This is a genomic window from Nocardia sp. CA-151230, assembly GCF_050942175.1.
In the GTDB taxonomy this organism is placed as follows: Bacteria; Actinomycetota; Actinomycetes; order Mycobacteriales; family Mycobacteriaceae; genus Nocardia.
Window position 1 is genome coordinate 7,345,818 of the sequence record NZ_CP192061.1, and the last position, 13,414, is coordinate 7,359,231.

A 13,414-nucleotide genomic window follows, 5' to 3' on the forward strand; every position below is an offset into this window, starting at 1 on the left:
GGCTCGTCATGAGAATCACGGCAACACCCACTGCCCGAGGAAGGCACCGAGGTAGGCCGCGGCCAGGCTTGCGCCGACGCCGATCACGACGTTCGCCACCGCATAGCTGTAAGCGCCCTCCTCGGCCAATCGAACCGTTTCGTACCCGAACGTGCTGAACGTGGTCAGCGCGCCGCAGAACCCCGTTCCCACGGCAGCCAGGAGCCAATGATTTGCTCCCGCACCGATCAACGCGCCCAGTACGGCCGAACCGCCCATGTTCACCGCCAGTGTGCCCAGGGGGAGAACACTATCGAATCGATAGGCCACCGCGCGATCCACCAGATACCGGACGGGCGCCCCGAAGAGCGCGCCGAGGATGACCAGCAGCCCTGTCACCGCCGCACTCCGGCGAAGACCTCGACCGGCGAGAGCGCCACCGTCACCGAATCCAGCAGGTCCGCATTGCTTTCCACGAAGGCACGCAGCCGAGCGGTGTCGTCGATGATCATCACCATCACCGGCAGCCGCTCGGCCAGATCGAGCAGCCGGGCGGTGTGGATATGGGAGGACACCCCGTAGCCCTCGACGCCGCGCCACACACTGGCCCCGGCCAATCCGGCATCCCGGGCACGCCGCACGATCTCGTGATAGCGGGGCCGGTGCCGGTAGGTGTCGTCCTCGCCGAGCAACACCGTCAGCCGAGACGCGGGTACCCACTGCCGAGCCATGTCACTCATCGCCTGCCCCCAATCGTCGTGCCGTCTCCGATACCCATCGTGTCGCACTCACGCCCAGCAGGACCGAAATCAGTCCTGTCACCACCGTTCCCCCGAGGTAGGCCAGTCCGGCGCCGACCCGGCCCGATTCGAGCAGTGTACGAACTTCCACCGCGTAGGTGGACATCGTGGTGAATCCGCCGAGAATGCCGACCCCGAGAAAGGGCCGCAGCAGCCGGTGCGCCACCCAGATCTCGGTGATACACACCATCAGTACCCCGATGAGGAAGCAACCGATCACGTTGACCGCCAAGGTCTGCCACGGAATCGAGCCGTGGTGCGGCACCCACAGGCTCACGGCGTAGCGCGCTTCCGCGCCGATCGCGCCGCCCAGGGCGATGACACCGAGCAGGGCGGTGTCCACGCCCGCGCGTCTCGCCGCCACCGCCCCTCCTCTCCAATTAGCCATATCGTTGCTGTTCGGCGTGTTGTTGAAGCCGAACAGCAGCCCGGAACTGCGAGGATAATGCCGCTTGCCCGGAGTTGTCCCACCGGCCTCGAGGAGCCAAGTTGGCGGTCCGGCAGTCGATCAGAAAGCTGCTGGTCCAAGGGTTCGGAATCGATACGGTACCGGTCGCTGTCATGGCTGCCACCCCCGCCGCCCGGGCCGGGGCGATTTACCCGGTTTTCCGACCCGGACGGGTTCTACTACGCCGCAGGGAATCTCGACGCCGCAAATAACGGTGACGACATCATTTCGGTCGGCGCGAACCGCAATATCGACAACGTCCTCGACCCGGGCGTCGAGAACACCGCGGACCTGATCCGCACCCTGCATACCAATGCCCTCGAGGTCGCCCCCGAGCTCATCCACCAGCCCGTCGACGAATGACACGGCAGCAACGATCAAGGTCCCCCTGGACCTCGCCGACCGGTTCGCGGGCCTGGCCCGCCCTCCAGCTGCCGCCGATCGCGGTCAGCCGAAAAAGAAGCGGCCCCACTCACTTTCGCGAGCGGAGCCGCTTCCATGTCCGGAACTCAGTGCGCCAGAACGGGTTCACCCTCGGCGGGGACCGGCACCTTGTTCGGCATGATCAGGCCGGTGATCACCGCGCCGACCACGAAGATCGCTGCGGCCCACCAGAAGGTGGTGGTGTAGCTCTTCACCGCGGCCTCGGCCAGCACCGCCGGCGACGGCGGCACATGGCTCGACGCGTAGTTGTCGAAGGCCGTCGAGGCCAGCGTGCTCAGCAGCGCGGTGCCGATGGAACCGCCGACCTGCTGGCTGGTGTTCACCATCGCCGAGGCGACACCGGCGTCACTGTGGTGCACGCCCGAGGTCGCGCCGCTGAAGGCGGTCGACATCGCCATACCGAGACCCAGGCCCATCAGGACCAGGCTGGGCAGGATGTGGCTCGCGTAGCCGGTATCCACGCCGATGCGGGTCAGCAGCACCATTCCCACTGTGGCGAGCAGGAATCCGCTCACCACGGTCACCTTCGGGCCCACCCGCGGAATCAGCAGGGCGGGCACGGTGGTGGAGGCCGCCACCATGCCGGCGACCATGGGCAGGAACGCCACGCCGGTGCGGATCGGCGAATACTCCAGCTGCTGCTGCATGTAGTAGGTGAGGAACAGGAACATGGCGAACATGCCGATGCCGATGGTGAACACCGTGACGTAGGACGCGCCGCGGGTCTTGTCCAGCACCACGCGCAGCGGCAGCAGCGGATGCGCGACACGCTGTTCCAGCCAGGCGAACACGCCGAGCAGCACCGCGCCGCCGATCAGGAAGGACAGTGTCAGGCCATTGGTCCAGCCGTCCGACTCGGCGTGCGAGAAGCCGTAGACGATGGCGAACAGCGCGGCGGTCACCGCCAGGGTGCCGGGCAGATCCAGCTTGGGCCGCTCGGTGGCGGTGTGCTTGGCCAGCAGCAGCACCGCGCCGACCAGCGCGATGGCCGCGAAGACCAGGTTCACGTACATCACCCAGCGCCACGAGGCCCACTCGGTGAGCGCGCCGCCCAGCAGCAGGCCCAGGGCGCCGCCGGCGCCGGCGATGGCACCGAAGATGCCGAAAGCCTTTGCGCGCTCGGCGGGTTCGGTGAAGGTGACGGTCAGCAGCGAGAGCGCGGCGGGCGCGAGCAGCGCGGCGAACACGCCCTGCGCGACGCGGGAGCCGACCAGCACCTCGAAGTTGCCGGCCGCGCCGCCGACGGCCGAGGCGACCGCGAAGCCGACCAGGCCGGTGATGAAGGTGGTGCGCCGTCCGAACAGATCGGAGAGCCGTCCACCCAGCAGCAGCAGGCTGCCGAAGGCGAGCGCGTAGCCGGTGATGACCCACTGCCGATCGCCATTGGAGAAGCCCAGATCGGCCTGCGCGTGCGGCAGCGCGATGTTCACGACGGTCGCGTCCAGCACGACCATCAGCTGGGCGACGCCGAGTACGGCGAGCACCCACCAGCGCAGCGCGTGCGATCCGCGCCGCGGCGCGGCGGCCGGTGCCGCGACCTCTTTCTCGAGAGCTGTTGTCATGGTGGTTTTCCTCGTCCCCTAGGATTAGTGGAGAACCGATCTCCGCTTACCGGTAAAAGCTACCAGCAAAACGGAGACAGGTCCTCCAGATAATCCCGATTGCTGTTAGGATCAGGGTGTGAATCACGTCACCACCGCGCCCCCACCTCGGCGTCTGCGCGCGGACGCCGCCCGCAACCAGCAGCGCATCATCGCGGCCGCCCGCGAGCTGTTCGCCGATCGCGGGCTGGAGGTCACCCTCGACGATGTAGCGGAGCGCGCCGGCGTCGGCGTCGGCACCGTCTACCGCCGCTTCGCCAACAAACAGGAGCTCATCTCCGAGGTCTTCGACCAGATGGTCACCGAACTCGCCGGGGCCGTGGATGTGGCACTGCACCATCCGGACCCCTGGGAGGGCCTGGTCGACCTGTTCGAGTACTCGTGCCGGCACGTCGCGGTCAACCGCGGATTCGGCGAGGTCATCCTCGAATTGCACGACAGCATGGATCGCTTCTGCGCCATGAAGGATCACATCCGGCCCGGCATGCAGGCGGTCATCCAGCGCGCCAGGGACGCGGGCGTGCTGCAGCCCGACATCGAGGCGGGCGACTTCTTCGCCATGGTGAACATGGTCGACGGCATTGCCGGGTTCGCCCGGCCGGTCAATCCCCAGGTCTGGGAGCGCTACATGGCGCTGATTCTCAATGGTGTGCGAGGTGACGGCGTGCCCCGCCTGGCGCTGGCCCAGCCGCCGCTCACCGAGGACGAGGTGGAGCGGGCCAAGGCAGCTGCGTATACCCCGCGCAAACGGTAGCGCGCATCACACTCGCGGTTTAAAGTTGGTCGCATGACCAATTCTTGGGCGAACTGGGCCGGGGATCAGAGCTGCACCCCGGCGACCATCGCCGAACCGAGCTCGCCCGAGGACGTCGCGGCAGTACTCGCACAGGCCGAAGCGAACGGGCACACCGTCCGGGTCGCCGGATCGGGACACTCCTTCACCGAGACCGTGCTCACCGACGGCACACTCCTGCGCCTGAACAAGCTGGACCGGATCCTGAATGTGGACCGCGAATCCGGGCTGGTCCGGGCGGAAGCCGGCATCACGCTCAATGCCGCCAGCAATGCGCTGCACCCGCTGGGCCTGGCCTTCCCCAACCTCGGCGACATCGACGTGCAGTCCATCGCCGGCGCCACCGCGACCGGCACCCACGGAACCGGATCCAAGCTGCAGAACCTCTCGGCCGCACTGCATTCCGTCGAGCTCATGCTCGCCGACGGCAGCCGGGTCGAACTCAACGAGCAGACCGACCCCGACGGCTGGCGCGCCGCCCGCGTGAACGTGGGTGCGCTGGGCGTGGTCACCGCCGTGACCCTGCAGATGGTGCCGTCCTTCGTCCTCGAGGGCATCGAACGGCCGGTGCCGGTCGAGGAGGTGCTGGCCGATCTCGACAGCTACGTCGAGGGCAACGACCACTTCGAGTTCTACATGTTCGCGCACAGCCCGCTGGCAATGACCAAGCGCAACAACCGGGTCGAGCTGCCCGAGCAACCGCGCGGCAAGGCCGTGGACTGGTTCTCCGACATCCTCATGACCAACTACACCTTCGACGCGCTGTGCCGGCTCACCCGCCGCCGCCCGAGCCTGATCCCGCTGGTCCAGCGCAGCGCCGCCTACGCGGGCAGCTACCGCCGCCAGGTCGAGCGCTCCTACCGGGTCTTCGCCAGCCCCCGGCTGTTCCGCTTCACCGAGATGGAATACGCGCTGCCACGCGAGCATTCGGCCGACGCCATCCGCGAGATCAAGGAGGTGGCCAAGCATTTCGACACCCCGATGCCGATCGAGGTGCGCTGGGTCGCCCCCGACGACGCCTTCCTCTCCCCCGCCGGCGGCCGCGAGACCTGCTACATCGCCGTGCACCAGTACCAGAGCATGAACTACGAGCCGTATTTCCGCGCCTGCGAACGCGTCTTCGACCGCTATAACGGCCGCCCGCACTGGGGCAAGCGGCACTTCCAGACCGCCGAGACCCTGCGCGAGCGCTACCCGGACTGGGAAAAGTTCGCCGAGGTCCGCCGCCGCTTCGACCCGAAGGGGCGCTTCACGAACGGGTACATCGAGCGCGCCCTGGGTCCCGTGCACTGAAAGTGCCGGGCATCGTGCACCGAAAGAGTGCAGATGGCGCACCGAAACAGGACTAGTATCGATTGCTGAAAGATCGCTGAAACTGCCCGAGCGTGACCGACGTAGGGAGGGTTCCGATGCCTGAGCGGCGGATCGAAGTAGGGAACCACGACGATGCCCACCAATGATGACTCCGATGACAAGGTCGAACGCCTGACCGACGATCTGCGCACCACCGCCGACGATCTGACCACCGACCTCGGGGTCACCGCCTCCGACCTGCGAGAGCGAGCCGAATCAGCGGCGGGAGCGCTGGCCGAGCGAGCCAGCGGAGCCGCCGCCGAATTGGCCGACCGGGCACAGAGCGCGGCCGCAGATCTCGCCGATATGGCAAAGGCCTTCGCCGACAAGATCACTCCCGAGGATCTCCAGAGCACTCTGGAATCGGTACGCGCCAACCTCGACCACGCCGCCCAGGACGTGCTCGCCGCGGTCAACGAGATCGTCACCGCCCTCAAGAACAGGGCGGGCGGAAAGTAGTCCACCCAACCCCGGTTCCGGGCCACACGGCCCGGAACCGGGGTTGTTCGCTTTCGTCCGGCAGCTTCGTTCGCCCCAAACGACCCCGTAGGGTTGCCAACTGTGTGCCAGCTCCCGACCGACATCCGGAGTGATGCACGTCAAGGGGGCTGTGCCATGTGCGCGCCACGCCGCGACCAGCGCTTAAACTCCCATTCAGAAGATAACGAAAACGTCTCGGATTGGATTAAGCGCGCATCATGCTCAAGGGCTTCAAAGACTTCCTGATGAGGGGCAATGTCATCGATCTCGCCGTGGCCGTGGTCATGGGCACGGCCTTCACCGCGATTGTGACCTCGGTGACCAAGGGTGTGATCGAGCCGCTGCTGGCCACCCTCGGCGGCAACAAGGAGTACGGCCTGGGCTTCCAGCTCCTGTCCGACAAGCCGGCCACCTTCGTCGCCCTTGGTCCGATCATCAGCGCCGGCATCAACTTCCTGTGCGTGGCCGCGGTCCTCTACTTCGTGCTCATCCTCCCGATGAACACCCTGAAGAACCGGCTCAGCAAGCCCACCGCGGTGAAGGCCGATCCCACCGAACTGGAGCTCCTCACCGAGATCCGCGACCTGTTGGCGAAGCAGAACGCGAACAAGTGAGCAGCACACCCCGGGTAGGCTTAGCCAGGTTGTTGCCAGAAGCTTGACCTATGCCTAGCCGAGGAGGCGGAAGACGTGGGCCGCATCCCATCCCGGGAACAGTCGGACGACCTGACGGACCGGGTGGCGCCCGCGCCGGCGAGCCGGTGGGCCATGCTCGCCGTGCTGTGCGCGAGCCTGCTGCTGGTGGCGATGGATGCGACCATCCTCAATGTCGCGCTGCCGTCGCTCATCGATCACATGGCGCCCACTCCGATGGAACAGCTCTGGATCGTCGACCTGTACGGCCTGGTGCTGGGCGGTCTGCTCATCACCTGCGGCGCGATCGGCGACCGTTACGGCCGCAAGCGGCTGTTCCTGTCCGGCTTCGTGCTCTTCGGCCTGGCCTCGGTGGTGGCGGCGACCGCGCACGCCCCCGCGCAGCTCATCGCGGGACGCGCACTGCTGGGCGTCGGCGGGGCCATGGTGATGCCGTCCACACTCTCGCTGATCCGCAATATCTTCTCCGATGACCGGGAACGCACGCTGGCCATCGGCATCTGGGCCTCGGTGGCCGGTGCGGGCGCGGCCATCGGCCCGCTGGTCGGCGGCCACCTGGTCGAGGCGTTCGGGTGGTCGGCGGCCTTCTGGCTGAACGTGCCGGTGGTGATCATCACGGTGGCCGCCGGACTGTGGCTGCTACCGGAATACAAGGCGCCGCAGCACGGCAGCCTGGACTGGGCGAGCGCGGCGCTGTCGGTGCTGGGCGTCGTGGCGCTGGCGTGGGGCATCAAGCATGTGGCCAAGGGCAATCCGGCCCCGATCGATCTGGTGATCATGGCCGCCTCGGTGATCCTGCTGGGGCTGTTCGCCTATCGGCAGCTGAAGTCGCCGGATCCGCTGCTGGATGTGCGGCTGTTCCGCAATCGCGCGTTCACCGCGGCGGCGCTGGCCACCCTGCTGGCCATGCTGGCCATCGGTGCGGCACTGTTCCTGATCTCGTTGTGGCTGCAGTACATTCACGGCTACTCGCCCTCCCAGGCGGGCATGCGCACGCTGCCCGCGGCGCTGGCCACACTGTTCGGCTCGCTGTCCACCCCGTGGCTCATGCAGCACGTGAGCGTGCGCGCACTGATGGGCGTCGCCCTGGGCGCGCTCGCCTCGGGTTTCGCGGTGCTGGCGGCGGCGCCGGACACCACCTATCCGATCGTCGCGCTGGTGCTGGTGTGCCTGGGCATCGGTGACGGCATCGCCATCACCACCGCGGCCGCCGTGCTGGTATCGGCGGTGCCGGCCGAGCGCGCCGGGCAGGCGGGCGCGGTCGAGGAGACCAACTACGAGCTGGGCATCGGCCTGGGCGTCGCGCTGCTCGGCAGCATTCACGGTCGTCTGTTCACCGGCCACATGACCGGATTGCCGCTGCAGGGCGATGATCTGGCCGAGGCGCGCGGCTCGGTGGGCGGTGCGGCCTACATCGCCGAGAAGATCGGCGGGCCCACCGGTGACGAGGTGCTGCGGATCGCCCAGCACGCCTACGATGCCGCGCTCACCACCACCTCCTGGATCTCGACCGCCATGGTGGGCACGGTCGCGGTGCTCACCGTGATTCTGGTTCCGCGCGGCTTCAAGGCCACCGCCGCACACTGATCGACACGCCGTATCCCGTTATGCCAGTGATACTTTGAGCTGGGCGAGCGCCGAGCGGATGCGCGCCTTCACCGCCGGCAGCCCGATGCCCAGCTGTGCCGCGACCTGTGGGTACGTGAGGCCACCGTAGAAGGCCAGCACCACCGACTCGCGCTGGTAGGGGGTGAGCATTGCCAGGCCGCGACGGATGGCCCGCTCGTCGTGGCGGCGCAGGATCTCCTCGGCCACCACATCGATGGCGGGCCGGTAATCGCAGACGCCCCAGCGGTGTTCGTGCCCGGCCGCACTGCATTCGCGCCGCACCCGGTCCACCGCCTGATGGTGGGCCAAGGTGGTGAGCCAGGTCAGAGCATTGCCGCGGGCCGGGTCGAAGGCGGCGGCGCTGCGCCAGACCTGCAGGTAGACCTCGTGACAGGTCTCCTCGGCATATCCGGTGTCGCACACGATGTTCAGGACTCGGGAGTAGACGAGGCCGCGGGTGCGGCGATAGAGCTCCTCGTAGGCGTCCCGATCGCCCGCGCCGATGCGGCGCACGAGCTGATCGAATTCACTACCGCGCCGGTTGGATCGGGACGCGGCGGGACGGATGGATGGGCTGGGATGCGAGTGGGTTGCCGGGTGGGCAGCGGAATATTGCGGTGCACGTGAGGAATTCACGATTTCCCCCAGGTCGACGGAAAGCGAGCACAGACTTGCCGAAACGAGCCGTCGAGGACTGGGACGGTCGCCAACCGCGAACGGAAACCGGCCGGGGACAGGGGCTTTCGGTTCCGCCAACTCTCCAGGCTACTCCACGAACACCCCGTTACCGCCGGGATCTATTTTCGGGGATTGAATTCCGGGCAATGCGCGCGAATTCCTCGCCGATCAAATCCGCAGGCCCAGTTCGACAATGCCGTGCGCGACCGCGTGCACGGTGACGCGATTGCGCCGCGCGTGGGCGCGAATGAGGGCGAAGGCGGCATCGGGGGTGGTGTGGTGGGCGTGCGCGATCACGCCCTTGGCCTGTTCCACCACGATGCGGGTGGTGAGGGCGTGCTGTAGCTGCTCGGTCACCCGCTGCTGGCGCTGCACCAGGTTGGCGGTGACGATGTGGCCGGTGGCCATGCCCGCCAGCAGGGTGGCGACCGAGAGGTCCTTGCCGGTCCAGTGCCGAGGGTCGCGCGAATACAGGCTCAGCACACCGGCTTCGGTGTCGTCGAGGCGCATGGGGACGGCGGCCACCGAGGAAATCCGGTGCCGCCCGGCCAGACTCGTGTACTCCGGCCACACATCGCCGTAGCTACCGATATCGGTGACGGTCACCGGCGCGCCGCAGGCGTGGGCGACCACGCCGGGTCCGCGAGCGTGATCGTGCTGGCAGACCTCGAGATCCAGCAGCTCCTCGGGGATGCCGCCGAAGAGTTCCGACCGGTCACCCCGCAGTTTCGGGGACAGCGCCACCGTCACACCGCCCGGTTCCAGCACATCGATGGCACTGTGCATCAATTCGTCCAGAATATGGGGCAGTTCGGTTGCCGCCGGTAGCAGGCGCGCGAACCTGGCCAGCACCGCCACCAGCAACTCACTGTCGGACACCGTGATCACCCCTCGGCCAACGCCGGGGCGCCCGCCATGAAAGTCTTCCTGTGCCGCTCTTGCCGTCAGCTCATGGTATTTGCCGGGCGGGGTGCTGCGGAACAGTTGCGCTCATTCGGCTTCGATCCGAATCTCGCGCTCCACCACCCGCCGTGCCACCTCCACCAGGGAAAGCCCATGGGTGAAGGCGTATCCGCGCAGGCGTGCATAGGCGTCGGCGATCTCGATCCCGAGCCGGGCGCTGGTCATCCCGGCTGCCTGGTGAATCCACCTGCTGGACAACGGCTGCGCCCACTGCCGGGCGTCGTCGCCGGTGGCCAGTACCAGACTGGCGGTGACCAGATCCGCGATGTGCAGCGCCGCCGACAGCAGTCGCGGCCCCGGCCGCCCGACCGAATCGCGGTACAGATCCACCGCGCCGAGCCGAATCATGCCCAGCCGCAAAGGTACCGCGAACAGAGAACCCGACACCGGCTCCCCCGAGAGCGCCTCGGCGAACCCGGGCCAGTGCTCGCAGTCCGTGCTCAGATCGGTCACCAGCACCGGCATCCCGTCGGCCACCGCCGACACCGCGGGCCCCTCCCCCGCGGTGGCCTGCGCCCGCTCCACCTGCTCGGCGAATCCGTCACTGGCGCACCAGGGTTGCATGCCGGCGTCGCATTCCTCGAGCACGATGGCCGCGCGCCGGACCGGCAGCACCCGCACACACGCGGTGCACACCGCGCCCAGACCGCCGCCGGCATCACGCACAGCGCGCAGGAACTGTCCCGTCAGCTGATCGAACTGCGACGAAGCCATCACCATCGAACCGCCCCACAATCATCGCCCGGCGATGAGTAATTCGGTGCCCGGGGCCAGTATCACCGTCGCGGCTCGACAACGAACAGGGCCGAAAGTCACTGTGGCGGACGGTGGTCAGGGCTGGTAGGCCACACCGAGCCGGGAAAGGCCGCGCAGGTCGTAGGTGTGGGTGGCGACCGCGCCCAGCACCAGACCCAGGGTCAGGCCGAACACCGTCATCCAGATACCGGTGCTCAGACCCGCCTCCAGGTGCCCGTCGAAGAACAGGATGGCGCGCACCGACAGGTAGATCTGGTGCATGGGCTCGAAGCTGGACAGCGCCGCGATCCAGCGCGGAATCGCCTCCACCGGAATCGAACCCGAGGAGGACGGCAGGCCCAGTACCACGAAGACGATCATATTGATCAGCAGGCCGGCGGTGCCGAAGGCCGCCAGCACCGACAGCCCGGTCACCCCCACCGCGATGATGGCCAGCGTGCCGTAGAGGAACAGCGGCAGCGGCTGGTCGATCGGCATGCCGAAGATCCTCGCTATGCCCATGAACATGCCCGAGAGGACCGGCGCGGTGATGACGGTGATGGCCCACTTCACCAGCAGGGTGCGCCAGCGGCTGATGGACGCCGGCTCCGGCGCGCGGAACCACGGGCCGTATTCGGCCGGGACGTAACCGAGCACGTTGTCGATCATGGAGTGGATGATCATGGCGCCGCTGAAGCCCGCGAACAGCAGCACGAGGGTGTAGAAGAAGGCCGACAGGCCCTGGCCGGTGCCCGCGGGCAGCGGCCGGTACGGGCTGACCACGACGTCGATGGGCTCGGCCAGCTGCAGCCGTGCCGCGCCGGATAATTCGGTTGCGGGAGCACCTGCCTTGGGCGCCAGCTTGGCCTTCACCTGATCGGTGAGCTGCGCGCCGACGGTCGTATTGACCTGCGCCATGGCCCGATCGGTGATGCGCTGCATGATCGAGGACGCGTAGGTGCCCGCACGCGGATTGGTCTGCACCGTGATGACCGGGCGCTCCACGTCGCCGGGGACCACCGAGGCCGCCGCCAGAATGGACAGCCGCTTGGTGAAGTCGCTCGGGATGATGATGGCGCCGTAGATCTGGCCGTTGCTCAGCTGCTGGCGGGCGTCGTTGATGCCGACCAGCCGCAGATCGATCTTGTCCTTCGGAATCTGCTCGGTCAGCGCGCCGGTGATCTGGTCGCCGACATTGAGGGTCTTGCCGTCCATCACGTCGCCCACATCCTGATTGACCAGGGCGACCGGGAAGTCGTGCAGGTTCTTCTCCGGGTCGGAGGTATAGCCGAGGTACATGGTGCCGATCAGCGCCGCGAGCAGCGTGAGCACCAGCATCGGGCCGATCCAGCCGCGCAGCGGCACGGCCCGCCGGGCCGGGGTCGCCGCCGGGGTCACCGTGGCCTCCGGGCCGGTCGGGGAGGCACTGTCATTCGCCATGCGACGAATGTAGGCAGCGACAACAAAGTAGTCAACGCCAACATCCCCGAGTGTGTCCGATATCCTGCTCTCACCATGAGCATCGCCAAGCGCAAAGCCCGCGAGGTGGTGGAGCGCGCGCGGTCCTACCACCACGGGGACCTGCGCGCCGAACTACTCCGGCGCGCCGAGGAGACCCTGCGCGGCGCGGGTGTCGACGGCCTGTCGCTGCGGCAGCTCGCCCGCGACACCGGCGTCAGCCACGCCGCGCCCAGTCGGCACTTCCGCGACAAACAGGCACTGCTGGACGCGCTGACCGTAGCCGGATTCGAGCGGCTCGGAGCCGGATTCGAGAAGGCCGCAGCCACCGGCGCCTTCCTGGAGCGCCTGCGCGCCATGGCCCATACCTATCTGCGCTTCGCCATCGACAATCCGGCACTACTGGCACTCATGTTCGCGCGCAAGAACAGCGCGACTCCGGCCATCGGCGAGGCCGCCGCGCGCGCCTTCACCGTGCCGATCGAAATGGTCACCGATGCGCAGGCGAGCGGCGAGGTGGTGCCCGGCGACGCGCGCCGCATCTGTCTGTCTGCGGTCGCCGCGCTGCACGGGCTGGCCGCCATCATGGGGTCGGGCCTGGTCGACGCCGAGGAGGCCGACGGTCTCTTCGACGAGATGGTCACCCACATGATGAACGGTTTGCGTCCGCGACGCTGACGCCGCGTCCGCGAACCGGGCTGCGGAGGTCCGCGAACCGGAATCCGTGAGCCCGCACCCGTAACCTTTCAGGCGTGGCGATCGAGAAACGACAGTGACGATCGAAGGCAGGCAGTACGGCGGACGCGCCGTGACCGAACGAAAAGCCGAGCGCCGGCAGCGCTTCCTCGACGCGGCCATCCAGATTTTCGGTGAGCGCGGCTATGCCAACTGTTCGCTGGCCGATGTGTGCGCGGCCGCCGGACTGTCCAAACGCCAGTTCTACGAGGAGTTCCAGACCCGCGAGGACGTGCTGGTCGCGGCATACGACCAGATCCAGGACCAGGCCGGCGCCGCGCTGGCCACGGCCCTGAGCGCCATGGGACCGGACCCGGACCCGACCGACACGGTGACGCGGGCCCTCTCGGCCTTCCTCGGCTCGATCGGCACCGACCCGCACCGCGCCAAGGTCGCCTTCGTCGAGGTCGTCGGCGTGAGCGAGCGCATGGAGCAGCACCGGCGCGATCGGCGGCACGCCTGGGTCGCCACCCTGCATCTGGCGGTGGAACCGCTGGCCGGATCGGGCGCGCGCGTGCGCGGCGCGGGCGAACTTGCGGGCAGCGCCCTGATCGGCGCGATCAACGGCCTGGCCCACGAGTGGCTGATGTCCGAACCGCGCCCGCCGGTGAGCGACCTGGTGGAAGTACTCGTCCCGATGGCGGTTTCGCTCATCGTGCGGGATCCGGCCTAGGCGGTCACTTCAC

General features: G+C 67.8%; 16 protein-coding genes. 7 read left to right on the forward strand and 9 right to left on the reverse strand.

From position 1 onward, the window contains the following. Window positions 1-15: 15 nt before the first annotated feature. The 5 genes from crcB (ACQP1O_RS34570) to ACQP1O_RS34590 form a co-directional block, all read right to left on the reverse strand. Complete coding sequence (gene crcB / locus ACQP1O_RS34570) at window positions 16-378, reverse strand: fluoride efflux transporter CrcB (RefSeq protein ID WP_433562556.1); 363 nt, start codon at window positions 376-378, stop codon at window positions 16-18. Then, window positions 375-719 (reverse strand): DUF190 domain-containing protein, encoded by a 345-nt coding sequence (locus ACQP1O_RS34575; RefSeq protein WP_433562557.1) that lies wholly within the window; start codon window positions 717-719, stop codon window positions 375-377. Before ACQP1O_RS34575 ends, crcB (ACQP1O_RS34570) begins: the two co-directional genes overlap by 4 nt. After that, window positions 712-1,143, reverse strand: a complete 432-nt coding sequence (gene crcB, locus ACQP1O_RS34580) for a fluoride efflux transporter CrcB (RefSeq protein ID WP_433562558.1) — start codon at window positions 1,141-1,143, stop codon at window positions 712-714. Before crcB (ACQP1O_RS34580) ends, ACQP1O_RS34575 begins: the two co-directional genes overlap by 8 nt. 195 nt (window positions 1,144-1,338) lie before the next feature. Beyond that, window positions 1,339-1,593, reverse strand: a complete 255-nt coding sequence (locus tag ACQP1O_RS34585) for a hypothetical protein (protein ID WP_433562559.1) — start codon at window positions 1,591-1,593, stop codon at window positions 1,339-1,341. Between the two features lie 143 nt (window positions 1,594-1,736). After that, window positions 1,737-3,233 carry an MFS transporter gene (locus tag ACQP1O_RS34590; protein WP_433562560.1) on the reverse strand — a complete coding sequence of 499 codons (1,497 nt, stop codon included), beginning with the start codon at window positions 3,231-3,233 and terminating at the stop codon, window positions 1,737-1,739. A gap of 118 nt (window positions 3,234-3,351) precedes the next feature. Between ACQP1O_RS34590 and ACQP1O_RS34595 the strand changes: the two genes are divergently transcribed. The 5 genes from ACQP1O_RS34595 to ACQP1O_RS34615 all read left to right on the forward strand — a co-directional run bounded on the left by ACQP1O_RS34595 (window position 3,352) and on the right by ACQP1O_RS34615 (window position 8,138). Then, window positions 3,352-4,026 (forward strand): TetR/AcrR family transcriptional regulator, encoded by a 675-nt coding sequence (locus ACQP1O_RS34595; protein WP_354840671.1) that lies wholly within the window; start codon window positions 3,352-3,354, stop codon window positions 4,024-4,026. Between the two features lie 33 nt (window positions 4,027-4,059). Further along, the gene (locus ACQP1O_RS34600) at window positions 4,060-5,358 is read left to right on the forward strand and encodes a D-arabinono-1,4-lactone oxidase (RefSeq protein WP_433562561.1); all 1,299 of its coding nucleotides are present in this window, start codon (window positions 4,060-4,062) and stop codon (window positions 5,356-5,358) included. Window positions 5,359-5,511: 153 nt separating this feature from the next. Then, the gene (locus tag ACQP1O_RS34605; RefSeq protein WP_433562562.1) at window positions 5,512-5,877 is read left to right on the forward strand and encodes a hypothetical protein; all 366 of its coding nucleotides are present in this window, start codon (window positions 5,512-5,514) and stop codon (window positions 5,875-5,877) included. Between the two features lie 239 nt (window positions 5,878-6,116). Further along, window positions 6,117-6,512 (forward strand): large conductance mechanosensitive channel protein MscL, encoded by a 396-nt coding sequence (gene mscL, locus ACQP1O_RS34610; RefSeq protein ID WP_433562563.1) that lies wholly within the window; start codon window positions 6,117-6,119, stop codon window positions 6,510-6,512. 75 nt (window positions 6,513-6,587) lie between these two features. Next, window positions 6,588-8,138: an MFS transporter gene (locus ACQP1O_RS34615; RefSeq protein ID WP_433562564.1), complete on the forward strand. Its 1,551-nt coding sequence runs from the start codon at window positions 6,588-6,590 to the stop codon at window positions 8,136-8,138. An 18-nt stretch (window positions 8,139-8,156) separates the two neighbouring features. Here the strand turns inward: ACQP1O_RS34615 and ACQP1O_RS34620 are convergent, their stop codons facing one another. The 4 genes from ACQP1O_RS34620 to ACQP1O_RS34635 form a co-directional block, all read right to left on the reverse strand. After that, window positions 8,157-8,672: a sigma-70 family RNA polymerase sigma factor gene (locus ACQP1O_RS34620; protein ID WP_433562565.1), complete on the reverse strand. Its 516-nt coding sequence runs from the start codon at window positions 8,670-8,672 to the stop codon at window positions 8,157-8,159. Between the two features lie 333 nt (window positions 8,673-9,005). Beyond that, the gene (locus ACQP1O_RS34625; protein ID WP_433562566.1) at window positions 9,006-9,716 is read right to left on the reverse strand and encodes a GAF and ANTAR domain-containing protein; all 711 of its coding nucleotides are present in this window, start codon (window positions 9,714-9,716) and stop codon (window positions 9,006-9,008) included. 111 nt (window positions 9,717-9,827) lie between these two features. Next, complete coding sequence (locus ACQP1O_RS34630; protein WP_433562567.1) at window positions 9,828-10,514, reverse strand: GAF and ANTAR domain-containing protein; 687 nt, start codon at window positions 10,512-10,514, stop codon at window positions 9,828-9,830. 117 nt (window positions 10,515-10,631) lie between these two features. Continuing rightward, window positions 10,632-11,975, reverse strand: coding sequence for a DUF3533 domain-containing protein (locus ACQP1O_RS34635; protein ID WP_433562568.1), 1,344 nt, complete (start codon window positions 11,973-11,975; stop codon window positions 10,632-10,634). A gap of 75 nt (window positions 11,976-12,050) precedes the next feature. On the opposite strand from ACQP1O_RS34635, the gene ACQP1O_RS34640 reads away from it, so the two are divergent. Together ACQP1O_RS34640 and ACQP1O_RS34645 are read left to right on the forward strand one after the other, a co-directional pair. Further along, entirely contained in the window at window positions 12,051-12,671 is a 621-nt protein-coding gene (locus ACQP1O_RS34640; protein ID WP_364608066.1) for a TetR/AcrR family transcriptional regulator, read from the forward strand. 130 nt (window positions 12,672-12,801) lie between these two features. After that, complete coding sequence (locus tag ACQP1O_RS34645; RefSeq protein WP_433562569.1) at window positions 12,802-13,401, forward strand: TetR/AcrR family transcriptional regulator; 600 nt, start codon at window positions 12,802-12,804, stop codon at window positions 13,399-13,401. Window positions 13,402-13,414: the final 13 nt, after the last annotated feature.

Excerpts from the sequence above, each read along its gene's own strand:
- ACQP1O_RS34640 (WP_364608066.1), top strand. The coding sequence starts at position 12,051 with ATGAGCATCGCCAAGCGCAAAGCCCGCGAGGTGGTGGAGCGCGCGCGG.
- mscL (WP_433562563.1), top strand. The coding sequence starts at position 6,117 with ATGCTCAAGGGCTTCAAAGACTTCCTGATGAGGGGCAATGTCATCGAT.
- ACQP1O_RS34575 (WP_433562557.1), bottom strand. The coding sequence starts at position 719 with ATGAGTGACATGGCTCGGCAGTGGGTACCCGCGTCTCGGCTGACGGTG.
- ACQP1O_RS34605 (WP_433562562.1), top strand. The coding sequence starts at position 5,512 with ATGCCCACCAATGATGACTCCGATGACAAGGTCGAACGCCTGACCGAC.
- ACQP1O_RS34600 (WP_433562561.1), top strand. The coding sequence starts at position 4,060 with ATGACCAATTCTTGGGCGAACTGGGCCGGGGATCAGAGCTGCACCCCG.
- ACQP1O_RS34630 (WP_433562567.1), bottom strand. The coding sequence starts at position 10,514 with ATGGCTTCGTCGCAGTTCGATCAGCTGACGGGACAGTTCCTGCGCGCT.
- ACQP1O_RS34590 (WP_433562560.1), bottom strand. The coding sequence starts at position 3,233 with ATGACAACAGCTCTCGAGAAAGAGGTCGCGGCACCGGCCGCCGCGCCG.
- ACQP1O_RS34635 (WP_433562568.1), bottom strand. The coding sequence starts at position 11,975 with ATGGCGAATGACAGTGCCTCCCCGACCGGCCCGGAGGCCACGGTGACC.